Source organism: Planctomycetia bacterium, from assembly GCA_016795155.1.
Taxonomy (GTDB): Bacteria; Planctomycetota; Planctomycetia; order Gemmatales; family HRBIN36; genus JAEUIE01.
Genome location: JAEUIE010000003.1, coordinates 38,875 through 57,498, shown reverse-complemented (window position 1 = coordinate 57,498; position 18,624 = coordinate 38,875). Strand labels below are relative to the sequence as shown.

Sequence of the window (18,624 nt, the reverse complement as noted above, 5' to 3'; positions counted from 1 at the left end):
GGGCAAAGGCCGACGAAAAGTTGGCAGCAAAAAGAGACGTATGCGAGCCAAGATCAGGCACCGCAAGTAAGATTTTTTACGCTCAGGACCTCGTCAGGTAAGCGGCAGTACCGCTTACCTGTTTGTTTCTATTCTCCCTACTCCACTGGAGGGGAGAGGAGTTGGGGGTGAGGGGTTCTTTTTATCCGTCCCGCAACGCCGACAGAACGACTTCTCGCACCCCCAGCATCGACATCTCACTTCCGGGCGAAGGGCCATCGCCAATCAGCACCGGCCGATCATACTCATGCCCAGCAGCTAATCCATGACTGCCCCGCACTAAACTTGCATCCAGTGGAATCACATCGAACAATGTTCGGAACCCCAACTTCTTCTGTGTTAATCGACGCATGGCCCGCCCCATGGGCCACAACAGTTTCGGATCAAAAAACAACTCACAGGGATCGAACCCCGGCTTGCGATGAATGTCGATGCAACGGGCATAGTCGGGAGCGAGCTTATCCTCCAGCCAGAACGGATAAGCAAACCAGGCGTTTGGCTTCGATAATAAAATGATCTCGCCGGAGCGCGGGTGATCCAACCCGATCGCTGCCCGCTCCGCACCCATCAAGGCCCGATCAACACCAGCGATACTCGCCAATCTGTCACGGATGGTGCTTACCAACTCTGGCTTGCGTATATAGACATGAGCCAGTTGATGATCACACACTGCAATCGCATCGCTGGCAAACGTCTCGAGCTGTTCACCGAATGGCCCCAGTCTGACCTGCAACCAACCTGCTTTTCGCAACTCCCGGTTGAGAAAGACAGGCCGATCCACATCGCAGTGGCCATACTCACTTACCACCCAGATGCGTGCGCCAATCTTTCCCGCTGCCTCGACTAGCGGCTGCAAACTATCATCCAGTTGCATGACCTGAGCTTTCATGTCGCAGCCTGAAGGCCCACGCCGTTGCGGTTCATAATCCAGGTGAGGCAAATAAACGAGTGTCAATTCAGGCTGATGATCACGCACCACCTTCGCTGCACACTGGGCAATCCATGCTGTGCTTTTGATACCGGATTTAGGCCCCCAGAAACTCGGAAATGGAAACTTGCCTATTGCCCGCTCAATGCCTTCACACAAACCATCAGGCTGACCACTGATGCCGAATGCCTTGTTGCCATCTGCACCATAATGTGGCTTGGGCGTAATGCTGAAATCAACATCCGCCCCCTGATTGAACCACCAGAACAGCTTGGCACATCGAAAACGGCGACCTTCTTTATCCGCCTCTTTTTTTGCGGTCACATAAAACGGCTCCGCTTGCATGAGATGGTTCGACTGTTGCCAGAACCGCACTTCCATGGTGTCGCGAAACAGCCAGCCGTTGGCAACGATGCCATGCTCCTGAGGAGATTTGCCGGTAAGGATGGAAGCCTGGGCCGTGCAGGTAACCGCAGGCAGAACTTCTTTCAGAGTAGATACCCAGCCTGATTCCGCGAGCGATGCCAGCACCGGCGCATCATCAAGCCATCGACGTGTCAGTCCTACGGCATTGATCAGGATCAGCGGCGTATTCGATTTCATCCCATTAGAATATGAAACCGATTTGTACTCATCCGCCATTGATTGTAGTCATCTCGCTCCGTCGAGATGACGGGACGTGCAATAGTGTGCGTCAGTAACTTGATACTTCAACGTCTTGCAGAAACTGTGGCTGCCGCGTGCTGTTTTGTTTCTAATGCAACGTACGCTCATCACCGCGTCCTCACGACGGAGCGTGAGGACTACAAACCATAGAATAAACCTCATAGCCGTAAGAACTTTCACCTGTGCATTATCCCATGTTCACCGACGCCACCACCCGTTTCAGCACCAAGGCCGAAGTCTACGCCAGGGCCAGGCCTCGCTATCCCGATTCGGTTGTCACCTTCCTCCAGCAACATCACGTCATTCAGCCCGGCTCCATCATTGCCGACATCGGCTCCGGCACTGGCTTGTCTGCCCTCCCCTTTCTGCATGCAGGGTACTCGGTGATTGGTATTGAACCCAATGATCCCATGCATGCCGAAGGGGATACGTTCCTGAAAACCTACACGAACTTTCAATCCGTAAAAGGCACCGCTACTGCCACCACGCTGCCGGCCCAAAGTGTCAACGTCGCCATGGCTGCCCAGGCGTTTCACTGGTTCGATCTCGATGCCACGCGAACCGAAATGCAGCGAATCCTGAAGCCGCCCGGCTGGTTCGTGGCCATGTGGAACCACCGCAACCATAACGCATCACCGTTGCACCAGGGTTACGAAGCTATCCTGAGAAAGTACTGCCCGGAATATCACAAGCTCGCCGAACTCTACCGCAGCCCTGAGCGTTCTGCTCATTTCTTCATCAACGGCTACCATGATGCCACGCTGCCTAACCCACAGCAGCTCAACTGGGAATACTTCGATGCCCGTATTCAATCCGCATCATACATCCCCAAGCCCACCGATGCCAACTATGCACCGTTCATGAATGAGATGAAGCAACTCTTTGACGCAAACGCCATCGATGGCAAAGTACAGTTCGATTTAGAAGTGTGGATACACTGGGGAAGAATCGCCGTCTAGCTACTGACTGCTTCCCGCATACACCTCGCCAATTCTTCCATCTCTACCACGCTGCCAACCGCTAAACTGGTACGCTGATGGATGCTGCTGGGGTTGATGTCCAGTATGCGCTGCGAGCCATTTGTTGCCATGCCCCCTGCCTGCTCTGCAATAAACGCAACCGGGTCGGCTTCGTAGAGCAAACGCAATTTGCCATCGGGGTGTTTCTTCGTGGGTGGATAAAGGAAGATACCACCCTTGAGCAGAGTGCGATGAAAGTCAGGCACCATCGAGCCGATGTACCGCGTGGAATAGCTCCGGTTCAGTTTCCCCAGTCGCAGGTTTTCCAGAAATGTTCGGTAAGGTTTGGGAAAACCTTCGCGATTCGCTTCGTTTACCGAATAGTAGCTGCCCTGCTTAGGCATCTTGATGTTCTCGTGGCTCAGTACATACGCGCCGATGGCTGGGTCGAGCGTGAAGCCATGCACCCCTTTGCCGGCAGTGTAAACAAGAATGGTGGATGAGCCATACACGACATAACCTGCAGCAACCTGCTTGGAACCAGGCTGCAGAAACCAGGAGACGGGATCACCACCAGGGCCATCGTGAGGCTTGCGGAAAATGGAAAACGTCGTACCTACGCTGACATTGACATCGATATTCGAAGACCCATCGAGTGGATCGAATATCACCGCATACTTGGCTTCAGGGGAACTATGCTGTTTGAGAATGATCGGGCTTTCGTTTTCTTCAGAAGCCATCACACCAATGCTGCCACGACAACCCAGACTGTGCATCAGGGCTTCATCAGCATAGATGTCGAGCTTCTGCTGCATTTCTCCCTGCACGTTGGTATTACCATGCTCGCCAAGGATATCGGAAAGCCCTGCCCGCCGAATACGGGCCTGAATGAGTTTGGTCGCCAACGTGATGCCGGAAAGCAGCCAGGAGAATTCACCCGACGCTTCAGGAAAACGCATCTGTTCCTGAAGGATGTGCTGCTGTACCGTGATAACTGGATTGGATATGAACTTGCGCGTGATGGCTTCCATGGGTCGATACCATGTAACTACGACGAACTTATGATAGCCGATTGCATCATGCGTGGCGAGAAGATTGCCTACCCGTGCTTATCCTCCGGCGTATATCCCAGAACCACATTAAACCTGGCTGCCACTTCATTCAGTTTTGAACCAGGAACGGTAGCAAAATCGACAATGACCGATTCCTTCGCCTTTGGATCGCGAATGCCTCGAAGTACACCATCGCGATCATTTTGTGGTTCACCCTTGATGAAACACTGCGTGCAGAACTTAGGCTGTCCTTTGACCTTCACCATCATGTGGATATGAGGCGTACGCCCCGGATAGGGTACCGGCTTGATGGTGCGGAAATAGTATTCGCCGGTGGAACTGGTGACAAATCTGCCAAAACCTTGAAAGTTCTTATCTCGCTTGCCGCCGTTGTTGCTACCTAAATGGATGTAAGCCCCGTGATTATCAACCTGCCAGATTTCCACGACTGCATTACGCAGTGGGCTGCCGTTGGCAGACAAAATCTTTCCTGTGAGATGGGTAATCTGCCCGACAGCAGGGGTCAACTGGTCATTGATGATAATGAGATCGTTGTCTGTATCGAGAGGCAACTTGTCAGGATAGAAAGGACCTTCTGTCATCTTCGGCGTCTTGGTCAGTTCATCCGCCATTACCCCGGGTGTGAACAGTGCCAACCCAGCAACTCCCAAACCAGCGAGGAAATGACGACGTTGCACAGGAGGAAACATGGGAGTCATGGCTATTCCTTTCGATGGGATGGACATCTTGCAGTGTAACCTGTTAGTCACTGCAAGGATAGAGGCACAGTCACTGGAATGACAAAGTCATCGAAATCTCATTGATCCTGCAGCATAGAGCGTTAGCATGGAGGCAAGTTCATTGAAAGGAAAGTACATGGCTGAAGCAACTCCACCAATATCCTGGGGAATAGACAGGCAGATGCAGATATACCAGCAGGGCTTACAGGGACAACTGCCGAGTATTCCTCTGTCATTTGAAGAATTGGAAAAGCAGGCACAGGCCAAAATGAATCCAGGAGCATTCGGGTATGTCGCAGGCAGTGCAGGTAGCGAAGATACCGCCCGTGCCAATGTGGGTGCATTCAAAAAGTGGAGAATCGTTCCTCGTTTCCTACGTAACGTTCAGCAGAGAAACCTTAGCGTGCAACTCCTGGGCCATCACCACCCTTGGCCAGTCATCCTGGGCCCGGTAGGAGTGCTCGAAATTGTTCACCCCGAAGCGGAACTCGCAGTCGCCCAGGCTGCAGGCGCCTTGGGCATTCCATTTGTGCTCAGCACAGTTTCATCCAAGCCGATTGAACAGGTGGCCCTGACCTCGGGCAATGGTCAGCGCTGGTTTCAGTTATACTGGCCTGCTTCCAACGACCTGGCTGCCAGCTTGATCCACCGTGCCGAACAGGCTGGCTATTCTGCACTGGTGATAACTCTCGATACATATCTGCTTGCCTGGCGCGAGCGTGATCTGCAACAAGCCTATCTCCCTTTTCTCAAAGGGGCTGGGTTGGCCAATTACTTCAGCGATCCAGTATTCCAAAAGCTGGTCGGGGGCGACCCGCGAACTGATCCTCGTAAAGCCATACTGACTTTTGCGAAAGTGTTCTCGAACCCTGCCCTTACCTGGGATGATCTGCTGTGGATTCGCCAACAGACCAAGTTGCCAATTATTTTGAAAGGCGTCCTGCACCCGGAAGATGCCCGTCGCGCTATCGATCTGGGAATGTCCGGAATCGTTGTCTCCAATCATGGAGGCCGTCAACTCGATGGAGCTATCCCATCGCTCGATGCCCTTCCGAATGTGGTCGATGCGGTACAGGGAAAAATTCCTGTGCTCTTTGACAGTGGTATCCGTCGCGGTGCTGATGTCATCAAAGCCATGGCACTCGGTGCGCAAGCTGTTCTCGTAGGCAGGCCTTATTGTTATGGCCTGGCTCTCGATGGCGCATCAGGAATTCAGAATATCATGATGAATCTGCTGGCAGATACCGACCTGACACTTGGCCTGATGGGTTGTGCCAGTTTGTCAGAATTATCTCGCAATCACCTAGTAAGAAACAGTTGACAAGTAGGATAGTCTGTTCGAATAAGTCCGAGACTTACTTCCAGAACATCGTCACCGAACGGTCGGCAATTCGAATGTTGGCCCGCATGCCACTGTCAAACCTGAGGAAATCTGCTTCCATGCCATCGCTGAAAATGATCCCATGCTGAGGCATACGCGACACAATTTCAAGCGATTGCTTTTCTGTAATTCGACCAGAAATGAGATTCGCTTGTGAAGTTTGACTGATGAATGGCTCCCTGACATTGAACCGCAACTCTCTCGCATCAACCGCAAACCGATATTTGTCCTGAAAGTTCAACGCACCCCTCGAATTCTGCGAGATTCCATAAGCTCCCGTCAGAATGGAACGATACCAACCGGTTGAACCAGCACCGGTGGAAACGATGATGCCACTCGAAGACTGTTCTTCTTTCTTCTGATTGAACGCTATCTGATAGCGGGCAGATGCATGGCTTTGTATTCCAATAAACAGATCATTGACTGCCTCAAGCGTTTGGCCGTCCTCCAACTCGGCACGAGCCAGAGTAATGGACTTGTGAGGCATTTTGCCACTCAGGGCACTGATAACAGCATCTTCAACATGATCCAGTTTGAAAGGAATCAGCACGCCGTCAATCCTTCCAGGATCGGGATTGAACGCCAAAATAGGCTGTTGCTGCAGATACTTGGCAGTGTTGACGACGACGCCGTCCTGCCCCAGTGTCATGATCAAGTCATGCGGACCGAACAGAAAATTAGGTAGAAATTGTCGCTCAATCACCTGCTGCCGAACTTGAGACGGTATCGCTGCTTTCAACTGGGCCAGCGATTGGGAATAGCGGTGATGGGAATCCAGCACATCGTTAATAGACTGGCCGCGCCGCTGCAGGATAAATGCCGCCTGATCACGCGTGCCATGCTGCTCGATCAATTCCTCGAGCTGCGTTTTGCGCGTGACGATAACAACTTTCTGAAAGCTGGTCACCAATGGCATGTTGTTACCGTTGTGCCTTGCCTGGAGCTTCCTGCAACAGGTTGGCGAGAACTTCAGTAGTGATAGTCAACTGCCCAATGTTCGCTTGGCTCATTTCCTTGATCGCATAAGCTAACAGCTTGCGGGGATCCATGTCTTTGAAGACAACCATCTGCATTTCCGCTGCCTTGGCTTCTGCTTCGGCAGAAACCTCGCGAGCGCGAGCATTGTTCTCTGCTTCCGATAACGCATTGGCTCCCTGCAAGGCAATCAGTTCCTTACGCTGATCTTCGAGTGCCTTGTCCGAAGCAAGCTCCTTTTCCTTGATGTGCTTTTCCTCATCCACCACCGCAGCACGCCGTGCATAGATCGCTTCATCTGCTTTCCGTAACAATGCTTCCCGGAGCTCTGCTTCAAGAGCCTTACCCACTTCAGGCTTGGCACGCACCGAAAGGAAATCAGCACTGAGCATCTCCACGCCCAGATTGGTAAGCAGCGAACCAGATCGCAGTTTCTCCAGCACTACTTTCGAGAGTCTCGATGCATCACGCAACGATTCCTGCAGAGTTCTTTGCGAAACCTCTGCACGGGTCTCAAGCTGCACCAGATTCGTCAGTCGCTTCCCCAGCTTGTCGTAATCTTCACTCAGATAACGATACTTCATCGGATCAATGGTGAAATTAAACAGCTCAGCAGTGAGCTTGGCATTGATGATGCGAAAAGTAATTTGCCCCTGCAGCGTAACTTCCTGAAAATCGCTGGTCAGTTCATTAAACACAAAGCTGGCATCCTGGCTTTGTGTGGGAACCGCAACCACTTGCGTGTTGTAACGCCAATAGAAGAACGCCAACCCAAGTCCACTATTACTAAGTCGACCACCGGAATAGCGGAGGATGTAATCGGTCGGCTGGCCTTTGAAGTAGGGAATCATGGACGAACCTCAGTTAATTTGAAGTGCGGATTTTCAATGATGCTGAAAACATTGCCAAAAGGATCAAGAACGGATGCAACCTTGATTCCCTCTCCCACATCCTTGAGAGACTCATGCAATAATGCTCCCAGGCTCATCAGCCGTTCTAGTTCTTTCTCCGCATCTGCTACACCCCAATAAGCCTGTGTGCCTGTTATCCCTGGTTCTGCATCAGGCACCAAGCCTAGTTCATATCCAGCAACGGAAAAGCCAACATAGAAAGGCTGATCAAAATAGGGTTTGACGCCAAGCACTTTACTGTACCAGGCTTTGCCTCGTTCAAGATCAGGAGCAGGATAAAGTGCGGTTCGCAAGCCAAGGAACATGTCAACGTCCTGGTAATGTATCCATCGAGTCTAATCAGGGTGAACATGGAAAACAAATAGAAATACCTCTACCCTTTCCCCAAGAGGGAGAGGTGTTGGGGTGAGGGGTGTACGTTTACGAGACGCTCTAAAGCAGTTCGCATAGTCACTCTTGCACACTAACTTAGATGAGTGAACAAACTGCTCTGTCAGACTTCTGGCTACTGTGTTATTGAATGAATATATTACTAAGTGCCCACGCATAGGAAGTCATGCGAAACGGGTGCCACGGTTTGCGTGTACTCACGCTAACCGTGCCAATTCGCCGCATAGTTATTGTTGCGGGTTAGTATCATGTCTAGGGACCTCTGCGGGTAAGTAAGCATGAAAGAAACATTGACCGAATATGGAGTCGTCATTGATGCCAATCAGATGATTGAGCCTCCCGATCCGGACATTCTGGAACTGGAAGCGAATCATCCAGGCGAACATGACCAGGACTACATTACCCGACGTAATTACCTCTTTGACCTGTGCCGCAAGCATCGACTGCAGAACCTTGGGCCACCCATGATTGAATACACGCCCGAGGAAACCCGCATCTGGCGGGAAGTCAGCCCATTGCTGGGTGAACTCCACGTCAAGCACGCCTGTTCCATTTACCTGAAGGCCAAACGTGAACTGGGCATCAGTGAAACGGAAATCCCCCAACTGCGATTGCTGAGCGATCAAGTAAAAAAAGTCACGAACATGCACCTGGTGCCTGCCGAGGGACCCATTGCATACCGAACTTTTTATGGCTACATCTCTGAGCGCGGTTTTCCAGTAACTCAGTTTATTCGCCATGGTTCGCATCCGGAATTTACACCCGAACCCGACATGATTCACGACTGCCTGGGGCATGTGCCTCCGCTCATGAATCAGGACTATGCTGAGCTACTGACACTCATCGGCAAAGCGGCTACCACCACCAAGAATCCCGCCCATGTGCTGTTTCTGAAAAGATTCAGCTGGTTCAGTATCGAGTTCGGCCTCATGGAAGAACAGGGCGAAACCAAAGTCTTTGGAGCCGGCATACTCTCCTCGACTGGCGAAATCCCCAATTCGCTGTTCGGCAAAGATGTGATTCGCGAACCCTTTGTGACAGAAAAAGTAATCGAAACCGATTACGACCCCTCGCGCATGCAGGATCACCTCTTCATTGCCCCATCTTTTGTCTTCCTGAGAAGGGAAATAGAAAAGCTCATCCGCAAACTGAACATTCCCGTTCTTCCTGGGATGTAACAACGTTATTCACCGCTTAATTATGATAAATACCATCGGATTTCATTATCGATGGCATCTCTATTACAACTCGCACTAGGATTTTTCTTTGAATCATCGACCAGCATGAAATGGTGGCACTATGCCCCTGATTTCTCGTTACAACCGATAATATTTACCTATTTTTCGCCTATTACAGATTTGAAATACTTGCATCGAGCTTCCAAATCTGAGATTCTATAGTCTCGCAATTTTCATATTTATTCACAAGACTCGCCCGCCGGAGTGCTGCCATGTTGCGTCAGAATCGCCGTTTCAAGTCAGCGGATTTAGACCTATCGTTGCGTCGTTTTAAGCCTCGTTTAGAAACACTGGAAGATCGAACATTACTGACCGCCAGTGTTTACATTCCTGACTTATCTGCTCGTTCGTGGATGTCTGCAGAACTCCAAAGGCTAATTAGCCAACCGGCATCCAGTGGATACGATGGAAATTGGATTGTTGGAGTGCATCAGAATCAAGATGCTCATCAACTTTCCATCGCCGCAGGCACTTCCGGATTTAGTGCTACCGGCATCATTGAAAATGCCTTTCAATGGACTTTCTCGGATGACCTCTCCCCTACTGTCATCTCAAGCTGGCTACAATCACGTGTAAATACTGGTCAGATCGATTTCTACTACCCTTTGCTGGCTCACGAATACCAACCTCGATTCATCCCTAATGACCCATTGTTCAATAGCCAATGGCATCTGCTCAATACCGGTCAAGGTGGTGGGCAGCCTGGCATCGATATGAATGTTGTAAATGTTTGGGATACCTATCAGGGTCAAAATGTTCAGATTGCCGTACTTGACACGGGCGTTACACTCCTTCATCCCGATTTACAGCCAAACTTCTGGGTGAATCCTGGTGAATTGAATAACGGCCTCGATGACGATGGTAATGGACTCGTTGATGATTTGTACGGCTGGGATTTCAACGATTCTGACAATGATCCAACGCCACTCTTTGACGATCACGGTACTGCGGTCGCAGGTGTTGCCGCAGGTCGAGGAAATAACAATGTTGGAATCAGCGGCGTAGCCCCTCTAGCTCAAATCATGGGTATCCGCCTTATCGAAGGTGGTATTTCTGATGCAACCATGGCTGCAGCTCTCTCTTTTCACAGTGATATCACCGATATATATTCCAATAGCTGGGGGCCTACTGATGATGGTGCCAGTGCATTCGGGCCCGGACCTCTGCTGCTCGCTGCGATGGCAGATAATTATGTAAATGGTCGGGGTGGGCTGGGTTCTATCTATGTTTGGGCTGGCGGAAATGGTGATTTCTTCGGCCCCAACAGAGATAACTCGAATTATGATGGCTTTGCCAATTCTCGCTATGCCATTGGTGTAGCTGCCGTAGCCAACGATGGCATTCATTCCTTCTACAGCGAACGTGGAGCAAATATCCTGATTTCCGCACCTTCTGATGGCGGGTCTCTGGGTATCACCACAACAGCTGGTACAAATGTTCCAGGATATACCAATAGCTTCGGTGGCACTTCATCTGCTACTCCTGCTGTTTCAGGTGTCATTGCTCTGATGCTCGAAGCACGACCAGATCTTACTGCTCGTGATGTACAACACATTCTTGCTGAAACAGCTAGACAAGTAGATCCAACTGATCCAGGCTGGTCACGAAACAATGGTGGAACAGGTTATTGGATCAATGATAAATATGGATTTGGAATGATCGATGCAGAGGCTGCAGTCAATGCCGCTATTAACTGGCAACATGTTGACCCTCAGATTTCCGCAACATCTGGTACTATCTTCTCAGGCCTCACAATACCAGATGCCGATCCCACTGGTATTACGGTTACCTTTAATGCCACTGAAGATATGATACTTGAGCATGTAGAATTCACGGTCGATGTTTCACATACATGGCGCGGTGATCTGAAGTACATTCTAACGTCACCATCTGGAACTGTATCAGTAGTGGAACCCCGTCCTTCAGACAGCATTGATGATTTGTCTAATTGGAAATTCATGACCGTTCGCAACTGGGGTGAAAGCCCCGTTGGGACATGGACTTTACAGATCATTGATACAGTTGGCCTAGACGAAGGAGTGCTGAATTCATTCAGCCTCGATTTCTACGGAGAAATCCTTGCAACGCCTCCCGTTGCCACAAACGATAACTACTTTATCAACGAAGATAATCCACTTTTTGTCAATGCACCGGGTGTGCTCGGCAACGATGCATTCGCCACTTCGGCACAACTAATTTCTAATGTTTCCCATGGTACTCTATTCTTCAATCCTTCCGGTTCTTTCACTTACTTACCTGATCTCAACTTTTTTGGTTCCGATAGTTTCACCTACATGGCCACGAATTCATTCGGTACCAGCATGGCCACGGTAAACATCAACATCGCTTCTGTGAATGATGCACCAACTGCCATCAATGATGGCATTTACATCACACGACCGGGTCGCCTTTTTACTCTAAATGCTCCTGGCTTATTGAGTAATGATTTTGATGTCGATACACCCTTTGGCAACTTGACCGCTTCGCTACTGTCCGCTCCCAACTATGGCACCTTGAACCTTAGTGCCAACGGCAGTTTTACCTTCCTTCCCACACTCGCTTCAGGACTCGATTCGTTTCAATACCGAACTTACGATGGACAGGGTTTCAGTGCTCCGGCAACAGTCAATCTGCGGTTAAATACCCCACCTGTAGTACAAAGTGCCAATGTCTTTACCGAAATCGGTGTTCCACTTTCAGGGAATGCACTAAGTGGCGCAACAGACTTTGATAATGATGTATTCACAGCAAACCTGGTAAGTTCAACTACCAACGGAGTTCTCAACCTCAGTCCCAATGGTTCTTACACCTATACGCCTAATCCAGGATTCTTTGGAATTGATTCTTTCACATTCCGTGGGAATGATCCGTACTTCAATTTAAGCAATCCTGACCAAATCGGGAATCTTGGGACCGTAACAATCCGTGTAGATCGTCGGCCAACTACTGTTCCGGATGACTTCACCATTCTCCGCAATAACATCCTGGAACTTTTTTACCCTGGTATTCTGCAAAACGATTACGATGTTGATACTCCATTGTTTGGCGATGTTCTCAAAGCTCATTTAGTCAGTTCCCCATCCAATGGCACACTTACTTTTGCAGAAAATGGCTATATCAAATATGTTCCCAACCCTGGCTTTGTAGGCATCGATTCATTTACCTATCGTTCCTTCGACGGTATGCTGACCGGAAATCTGTCTACTGTCACCATCACCGTTCAAGATACACCACATGCATTAGATGATTCGTACACTACATTCCAGCCAACCCTCAATGTGCTTGCGCCTGGTGTACTGGCAAATGATTCTACACCAAATGCAGGTCCGCTCACTGCACTTTTGCTTTCTCAACCATTGAATGGCACTGCACAACTCAATCCGGATGGCAGTTTTACTTATACGGCATTCAATGGCTTCATCGGCGTAGATTCTTTTAGCTACCGAGTAAGTGATGGTGTTGGTTTCAGTGAACCTGCCACAGTCACCATTTCTGTATTCTCGCTTAATCGAGCGCCTGTTGCCAACAACGATGCTTATAGCCTGCCTTCAGACATCAATTTCTTCCAGAGCGCACCTGGCGTTCTTCTGAATGATAGTGACCCTGATGGCAACCTGCTGACAGCATCATTGGTTGTTGGCCCGCTAAATGGTTCTCTGTTTCTCAATCCCAATGGTAGTTTCAGCTATACACCATTGCCAGGGTTCCAGGGCACGGACTCCTTCACCTATCGAGCCAGCGACGGAATTGCTTTAAGTAACATCGCTACCGTAACTCTTACAGTCGGTTCGCCTCCTCCGCCTCCATCAAACCCGGCACGTCGCATTATTCTTGGACAGGATAATGGTGGCGAACTCAAAGTGATGACTGGCGAAACGGGACAGGTAATATTTACGTTGAATCCGTATGGGACTAGTTTCACTGGCGGTGTAAGAGTTGCAACCGGTGATCTGAATGGCGATGGTATACCCGATATCATCACTGCACCCGGTCCCCATACGGGTTCAGGAGAAGTACCTGGAATTAGAGTATTTGATGGCGTTACTGGAAATCAGTTCAGTGGAATTCTGGGAACTGGTATACTGCCATTTGCCCCGACATATCGTGGTGGAATTAATGTTGCAGTAGGCGACCTCAACAAAGATGGTACCCTGGATCTGCTTGCTGGCGCTGATGCCAATCCCGGATCAAGCCAGCCCTGGTTCAGATCCTATAACGGGATCAACGGCGCACAGTTCGCTGGGTGGCGAGGAGGCTTCACACCGTTCACGGGCGGTGTGCGCGTTGCATCAGGTGATGTCAACGGCGATGGTCGCGATGACATTATTGTCTCGCGAGGTTCTACTACGCCGGTAGTTCAGGTTTACAACCCCGCCGCGAGTACTGCTACTGCAGGACGATTACGCAGCTTTAATGCCTATACCACCATGCCTGCAGGCGGTGTCTTTGTCGCAGTGGGGGATTTGGATGGTGATGGAAAGGCTGACATCATAACCGGTGCAGCTGCCAACGCAAATGGGCAAGTACGCATTTTCTACGGCAACACGTCCAAACCTACTCGGAATTTGACGATTGCCAATACCACAGGCCCTGCACGCGTAGCTGTTGGTGATATTAACGGCGACGGGGTACTCGACATTGTTGTAGGTATTGCCAACTCCAATACCAGTTTGAATAGTAGAGCACGTATATATGATGCGACAACGCTGCTCGAGATGTTCGGTACCAGTGATTTCAACTATGGTAACGACTTCAAAGGTGGCTTGTTCACTGCAGCTCTGGCTAAGAAAGGATTAGTCGTTCCACCTCCATTCTAATGCCTGAAAACAGTTCATACAACAAACCCACAGACCACCCATAGATTTGGTCTGTGGGTTTGTGTTTTCAATGTACTTCCCGTTGCATTCACATGACGTTCTGGGCATTTGAACATGATCATTTTCTGCCCTTGGATCAGGTTATACTGAGTCCCGCTGATGCTGGTTTTACCTTCGGTGCAACTATCACCGATCAATGTCGAACCTATCGTCAAAAGCCGTTTCGACTGTACGATCATCTTCACCGATTCTTTCGAAGTGCCAGCCTGGTGGGTATGCCGGTCCCATATTCCTTCGAAAGAATCGGAGCGATCCTGCAAGAACTTCTTGAACGCAACAGGAAACAACTTCCTGCGGCTGAATGGACCCTCACTTGGTTGCTAACTCCCGGCGATGTTGGTTATTTTCTTGGTAGGCCAGGTGGTTTGATGGAAGCCCAGCCCCATTTCCTGGCTTACAGTTATCCATTACAGACGGAGCGATTTTCCCTTTACTACACGCAGGGGGCAACGGTAATGCTATCTCGTACCACGCAAAGTGTTCCAGCATCTGTCATCTCGCCACAGATCAAGCAACGTAGCAGAATCCATTGGTGGATGGCTGAACGCGAAATTAAATCCCGCCATCCACAGGCTCAGGCACTGCTTTTAGATTCACAAGGGCATTTCACCGAGACAGCCAGCGCTAACGTGTTATTGGTTAGTCAAGGCAAAGTCTATTCACCCCGTCGAAACAACATACTCCATGGCATCAGCCTGCAGGTGACTGAAGAACTTTGTCAGCTATGTGGCATCCATTTTGAGGAAACTGATCTAACTGAAAAGGATATTGGAGAGGCAGAGGAAGCTTTCCTGTCCAGTACCCCCTATGGCATTGCACCGATTGGATTGTTCGAAGACAGAACATTACCACTTCATGGGCCAATATTCACTCAACTTCGCCAAGCATGGGATGAATATGTACTGCATTAATAAAATGTGACCATTACGTTGTATTACTGTGCAAGTTTCAAACTTTTAATCATTCGTTCTGCATCCTTGATAGCAAGTCCTGCTTCTGGAGCAAAATATCGACCTGCGATGATTGCACCACGACTGCCTTGTTTCCACAGGTAGTATTCGAATACAAATTCCTTGCCGTTCTGTGATCCACTCCAACTGTAACGGACAGTATCTCCAAACGAAGGCGGATCGGGCAGAGGTTTGAGACGATCTGCAGCACGCATCAACGTTGACTCAATCTGTTTGCGTACACTTTCTCCTGCGGGAATATTCTGAGCTGGTTCAAACTGAATGGTTAATCCTGATCCTGAAGGCCCATCGATGATCCACGATTTATCATTTACCGGGCGTGGTACCCATCGACGTGAGTGAACCAGTTCCAGCCCCAGTCGTGGCTCTTGCACCAGCAGCAGAGTGTTGTCCTCGTCAGGTTCCAGCTTCAAGCGTGATCCGTCTATTTCTTGCAGGCCAGCAAACTGTCGGGTTAATTGAAACTTTGCTGTAATGTCTCCTACCTGTTTCTGCTGCTTATCTCTCAGCAGGCTGGTAACTTCAAACTGTAGCGAGATAATTTTCTGCAATTTGATATCAAACCGATAATGCCCTTGAATCGTCTGCTGATTGCTGCCCATCGGCGTTGTACCCGATACCTGACCAGAAAACCTGATTATTGCCTGGCCATCCTCAATCTTGGTGAGAGTACATTCCAGTGAACCGGTTTGTATTTGCTGTAGATCAGTCAATTCCAGAATAGCTGGGTTACTGACTTTCCATGAGTCGCCTTGGCTGACTGTCGAGTTTGGTAACAGACCGGCAAGACGTGGAAGGTAGATATCGGTCCGAGCCTGTTCCAACTCACCCAGGAGTAACGGGCCATCAGGTGAAAATGTAACCGCCTGACTTCCACGATCCAGCACAATGTGCTGTATGGATCGACGTAATCGAGCTTGAGTCACGTCAGAACCTATAGTCTGCTCCGCTTCGAGAATCGAATAGCGACGAATGGTTTTGCTGGCTAATCGCTCCGAATCAAGTGATAAGACCTTTTCAACATACTGACTTTTTGCCTTGCCAGTTTTGGCAAGCCGTTTTGGCAGGTTGGGTTGTTGAGGATCGGGGATGGTATCAAGAACACCGGTCTGTTCAGTTGCTGTTTCTACCTGGTACAAATCACCCACTCGATAACTTTCACGTAGAGTGATTTTTTCCTGTTCTGGCAGTTTGCTTAAGGTCGTCAGCAGCATGCACCACATTGCAACACCAAGTGTGCAATATCGACCAGATGCATGAATGAACTTGAATTGCAGCATGATTTTGAAAATATGACCAGTCAGTGTAAAAGTGTCCACACCAGTATACACAGCCAAGTCAACTCTGCGATTGACATCGGAAAAAGTCCTGCATCAGAACCGTTACAGTTTGCCTTGTTGATGCAGGCAGGTCATGATCTGCTGGAAAAATCAGCTTCTGGGTGGTTTTGGATGATTTGGCGCGAAGCTTGCATTGTATTTCATTGTGCTGCGGGAATTTCACCCGACAACGCATCGTTCAGGGATCGTAATCCTGTATTCTACCGGGAGTTACGTGATGCACCTGTTTCAGAGAACTTTTTTGGCACTCTGGTGTCTAACTGAAAGCGATCCACAAGTATCGGCAACTCAATACCGAAAACTTGATGAGAATCGCGCAACCTGTTAGCCCTCGAACGAATAACTATTAGGGCCTGGTATATCAATACCCTCAGGCTCATCTAACAACAAGTCTCTCGCTATTCTGGCTGCAATTTCAACCGACGCTCACCCTAGTGACGTCGTTATTATAAAGGGTTCAACCCATGATGAAGGACTATCGACATCCTGCACTTCGACAACTGAAAGATCAGCAGGTACGTTTTGCACCTGTTGAAAAACGGCTGGGACAACTCGACCGCATTGAAAAACTCCTGACGGAAATCATTCCCGGCAAGCAATACCCCTATCAATACGTTTGCTTCCGCATCACCGGTTTCCGAACGGATGCCAATCCTCAATTGCTCATTGACAGTGCCGAACTTGAACACGATCTGCATCTGTTCATTGAAGATCTCAACGAAACGGTTCCACCAGTACCGGCGGATAATCTCTCCGAACCGATGTTGACGTTAGACCAAGTCAGCAAGAATCTCAAAGTTTCCACTAAGACTGTCAGTCGCTGGCGTGATAAAGGTCTGGTGACTCGCAAGGTTCTATGCAACGGTCGTCGCAAAGTTGCTGTTCGACAATCTCTGCTGAGCCGGTTCCTGGAACAGCACAAGGACGATGTCGAAAAAGGCGCTCGCTTTTCACAAATGTCCGATGAAGAACGTTCAGCCATCCTGAATCGTGCTCGCCGATTGGCCAAAGCTAATCCAAACCGCTTCATGGATATCTGCCGACGAGTAGCCAAGAAGTTTGGTCGCTCGGTCGAAGCGGTGCGCTACACGATCAAACGTCATGATCAAACTCAGCCTGATCAGGTTTTTCCACAGCAGCGAGCCCAGATCAAGGATGATGATCGTTCAGCTATTTATAGTTCCTTCCGACGGGGCATCTCTGTGGAAGCACTGGCCAGCAAGTTCCAGCGAACCAGAACTGCGGTTTTGCGAATCGTCAATGAAGTACGTGCTCATCGCCTGTTGAAGGAGCCAGTCTCGTACATAAGCTCACCGGAATTGGAACAGGCAAATGCCAAAAAGGCATCTGAAATTCTGGGCAATATGCCTCAGCAGGCAGAATATCAGCTCGCTCAGGCTAAGCTCTTGGCTCAGAACCATGCAGGCGTACCTGCCGAGTTGCTTCCCCTGTATTCAACTCCATTGCTTTCAAAGGAACAGGAACAACATCTTTTCCGCAAGATGAATTTCCTGAAACATCAGGCAAGCCAGTTACAGAAGAGTATTGATCCAGACAAGGCACGAGCATCCGACATGGATCGCCTGGAAGAACTGCTCAAGCAGGCACAAAAGGTGAAGGATCAATTGATCAATGCCAACATGCGCCTGGTTGCTTCCATTGCCAAAAAACATGCTCGGCCCACGGATAACTTCTATGAACTTCTATCTGATGGCAATCTCAGCCTGATTAAAGCTGTTGAGAAGTTTGATTACAGCCGGGGCAATAAGTTCTCAACTTATGCCTCTTGGGCTATCATGAAAAACTATGCTCGGAGTCTGCCAGACGAAAAGACCAAACGGGATCGATTCCTGACCGGTTCCGACGAAATATTCGATGGAGTGGCAGATAATCGCACGGATGAGCAGCGGGAAATGATTACTGCCGAAAGCAAGAAAAGGCAGGTACATGAACTTCTGGATCGTCTGGACGACCGGGAAAGACGGATCATGCAACTACGTTATGGCATCAACGGCGAACGTGGTATGACTCTGGAACAGGTCGGACAGCGTGAAGGAATTACCAAGGAACGAGTGCGACAGATCGAAGCACGCGGCCTGCTCAAACTGAAAAACCTGGCTGAAGAAGGCGTTGGAGAAATGTAATTTCGCAAAGTAG

The 18,624-nt window shown here is 49.6% G+C and carries 14 protein-coding genes; 7 read left to right on the top strand and 7 right to left on the bottom strand.

The features are described 5' to 3' along the window. Positions 1-181: 181 nt before the first annotated feature. Positions 182-1,570: an alkaline phosphatase family protein gene (locus JNJ77_01150; protein ID MBL8821162.1), complete on the bottom strand. Its 1,389-nt coding sequence runs from the start codon at positions 1,568-1,570 to the stop codon at positions 182-184. A gap of 257 nt (positions 1,571-1,827) precedes the next feature. Between JNJ77_01150 and JNJ77_01145 the strand changes: the two genes are divergently transcribed. Further along, on the top strand, positions 1,828-2,592 hold the full coding sequence (locus JNJ77_01145; GenBank protein MBL8821161.1) for a class I SAM-dependent methyltransferase: 765 nt from the start codon (positions 1,828-1,830) through the stop codon (positions 2,590-2,592). Here JNJ77_01145 and fbp read toward each other — a convergent pair. Continuing rightward, entirely contained in the window at positions 2,589-3,623 is a 1,035-nt protein-coding gene (gene fbp / locus JNJ77_01140) for a class 1 fructose-bisphosphatase (protein MBL8821160.1), read from the bottom strand. The two genes, JNJ77_01145 and fbp, sit on opposite strands and share 4 nt — an antisense overlap. 68 nt (positions 3,624-3,691) lie before the next feature. Then, positions 3,692-4,363, bottom strand: coding sequence for an intradiol ring-cleavage dioxygenase (locus tag JNJ77_01135; GenBank protein MBL8821159.1), 672 nt, complete (start codon positions 4,361-4,363; stop codon positions 3,692-3,694). A gap of 157 nt (positions 4,364-4,520) precedes the next feature. Between JNJ77_01135 and JNJ77_01130 the strand changes: the two genes are divergently transcribed. After that, positions 4,521-5,705, top strand: a complete 1,185-nt coding sequence (locus tag JNJ77_01130) for a lactate 2-monooxygenase (protein MBL8821158.1) — start codon at positions 4,521-4,523, stop codon at positions 5,703-5,705. A gap of 34 nt (positions 5,706-5,739) precedes the next feature. On the opposite strand, the gene JNJ77_01125 is transcribed toward JNJ77_01130, so the two are convergent. Genes JNJ77_01125 through JNJ77_01115 form a run of 3 tightly spaced genes read right to left on the bottom strand, consistent with a single transcriptional unit; the run spans position 5,740 to position 7,956 of the window. After that, entirely contained in the window at positions 5,740-6,681 is a 942-nt protein-coding gene (locus tag JNJ77_01125) for a sugar kinase (GenBank protein MBL8821157.1), read from the bottom strand. A 4-nt stretch (positions 6,682-6,685) separates the two neighbouring features. Next, a complete protein-coding gene (locus JNJ77_01120) occupies positions 6,686-7,591 on the bottom strand; it encodes an SPFH domain-containing protein (GenBank protein MBL8821156.1) in 906 nt (301 codons plus the stop codon). Then, positions 7,588-7,956, bottom strand: coding sequence for a VOC family protein (locus JNJ77_01115; GenBank protein MBL8821155.1), 369 nt, complete (start codon positions 7,954-7,956; stop codon positions 7,588-7,590). Before JNJ77_01115 ends, JNJ77_01120 begins: the two co-directional genes overlap by 4 nt. Positions 7,957-8,319: 363 nt before the next feature. Here JNJ77_01115 and JNJ77_01110 point away from each other — a divergent pair, with 363 nt between their 5' ends. The 3 genes from JNJ77_01110 (at position 8,320) to JNJ77_01100 (ending at position 15,067) form a co-directional block, all read left to right on the top strand. Next, positions 8,320-9,219, top strand: coding sequence for a phenylalanine 4-monooxygenase (locus JNJ77_01110; protein ID MBL8821154.1), 900 nt, complete (start codon positions 8,320-8,322; stop codon positions 9,217-9,219). A gap of 272 nt (positions 9,220-9,491) precedes the next feature. Further along, positions 9,492-14,096, top strand: a complete 4,605-nt coding sequence (locus tag JNJ77_01105; GenBank protein ID MBL8821153.1) for a tandem-95 repeat protein — start codon at positions 9,492-9,494, stop codon at positions 14,094-14,096. Positions 14,097-14,188: 92 nt separating this feature from the next. Further along, entirely contained in the window at positions 14,189-15,067 is an 879-nt protein-coding gene (locus tag JNJ77_01100; protein MBL8821152.1) for an aminotransferase class IV, read from the top strand. Between the two features lie 23 nt (positions 15,068-15,090). On the opposite strand, the gene JNJ77_01095 is transcribed toward JNJ77_01100, so the two are convergent. Continuing rightward, positions 15,091-16,341: a hypothetical protein gene (locus JNJ77_01095; protein MBL8821151.1), complete on the bottom strand. Its 1,251-nt coding sequence runs from the start codon at positions 16,339-16,341 to the stop codon at positions 15,091-15,093. A gap of 42 nt (positions 16,342-16,383) precedes the next feature. On the opposite strand from JNJ77_01095, the gene JNJ77_01090 reads away from it, so the two are divergent. Next, the gene (locus JNJ77_01090; protein ID MBL8821150.1) at positions 16,384-16,731 is read left to right on the top strand and encodes a hypothetical protein; all 348 of its coding nucleotides are present in this window, start codon (positions 16,384-16,386) and stop codon (positions 16,729-16,731) included. A gap of 200 nt (positions 16,732-16,931) precedes the next feature. Beyond that, positions 16,932-18,611, top strand: a complete 1,680-nt coding sequence (locus tag JNJ77_01085; protein ID MBL8821149.1) for a sigma-70 family RNA polymerase sigma factor — start codon at positions 16,932-16,934, stop codon at positions 18,609-18,611. Positions 18,612-18,624: the final 13 nt, after the last annotated feature.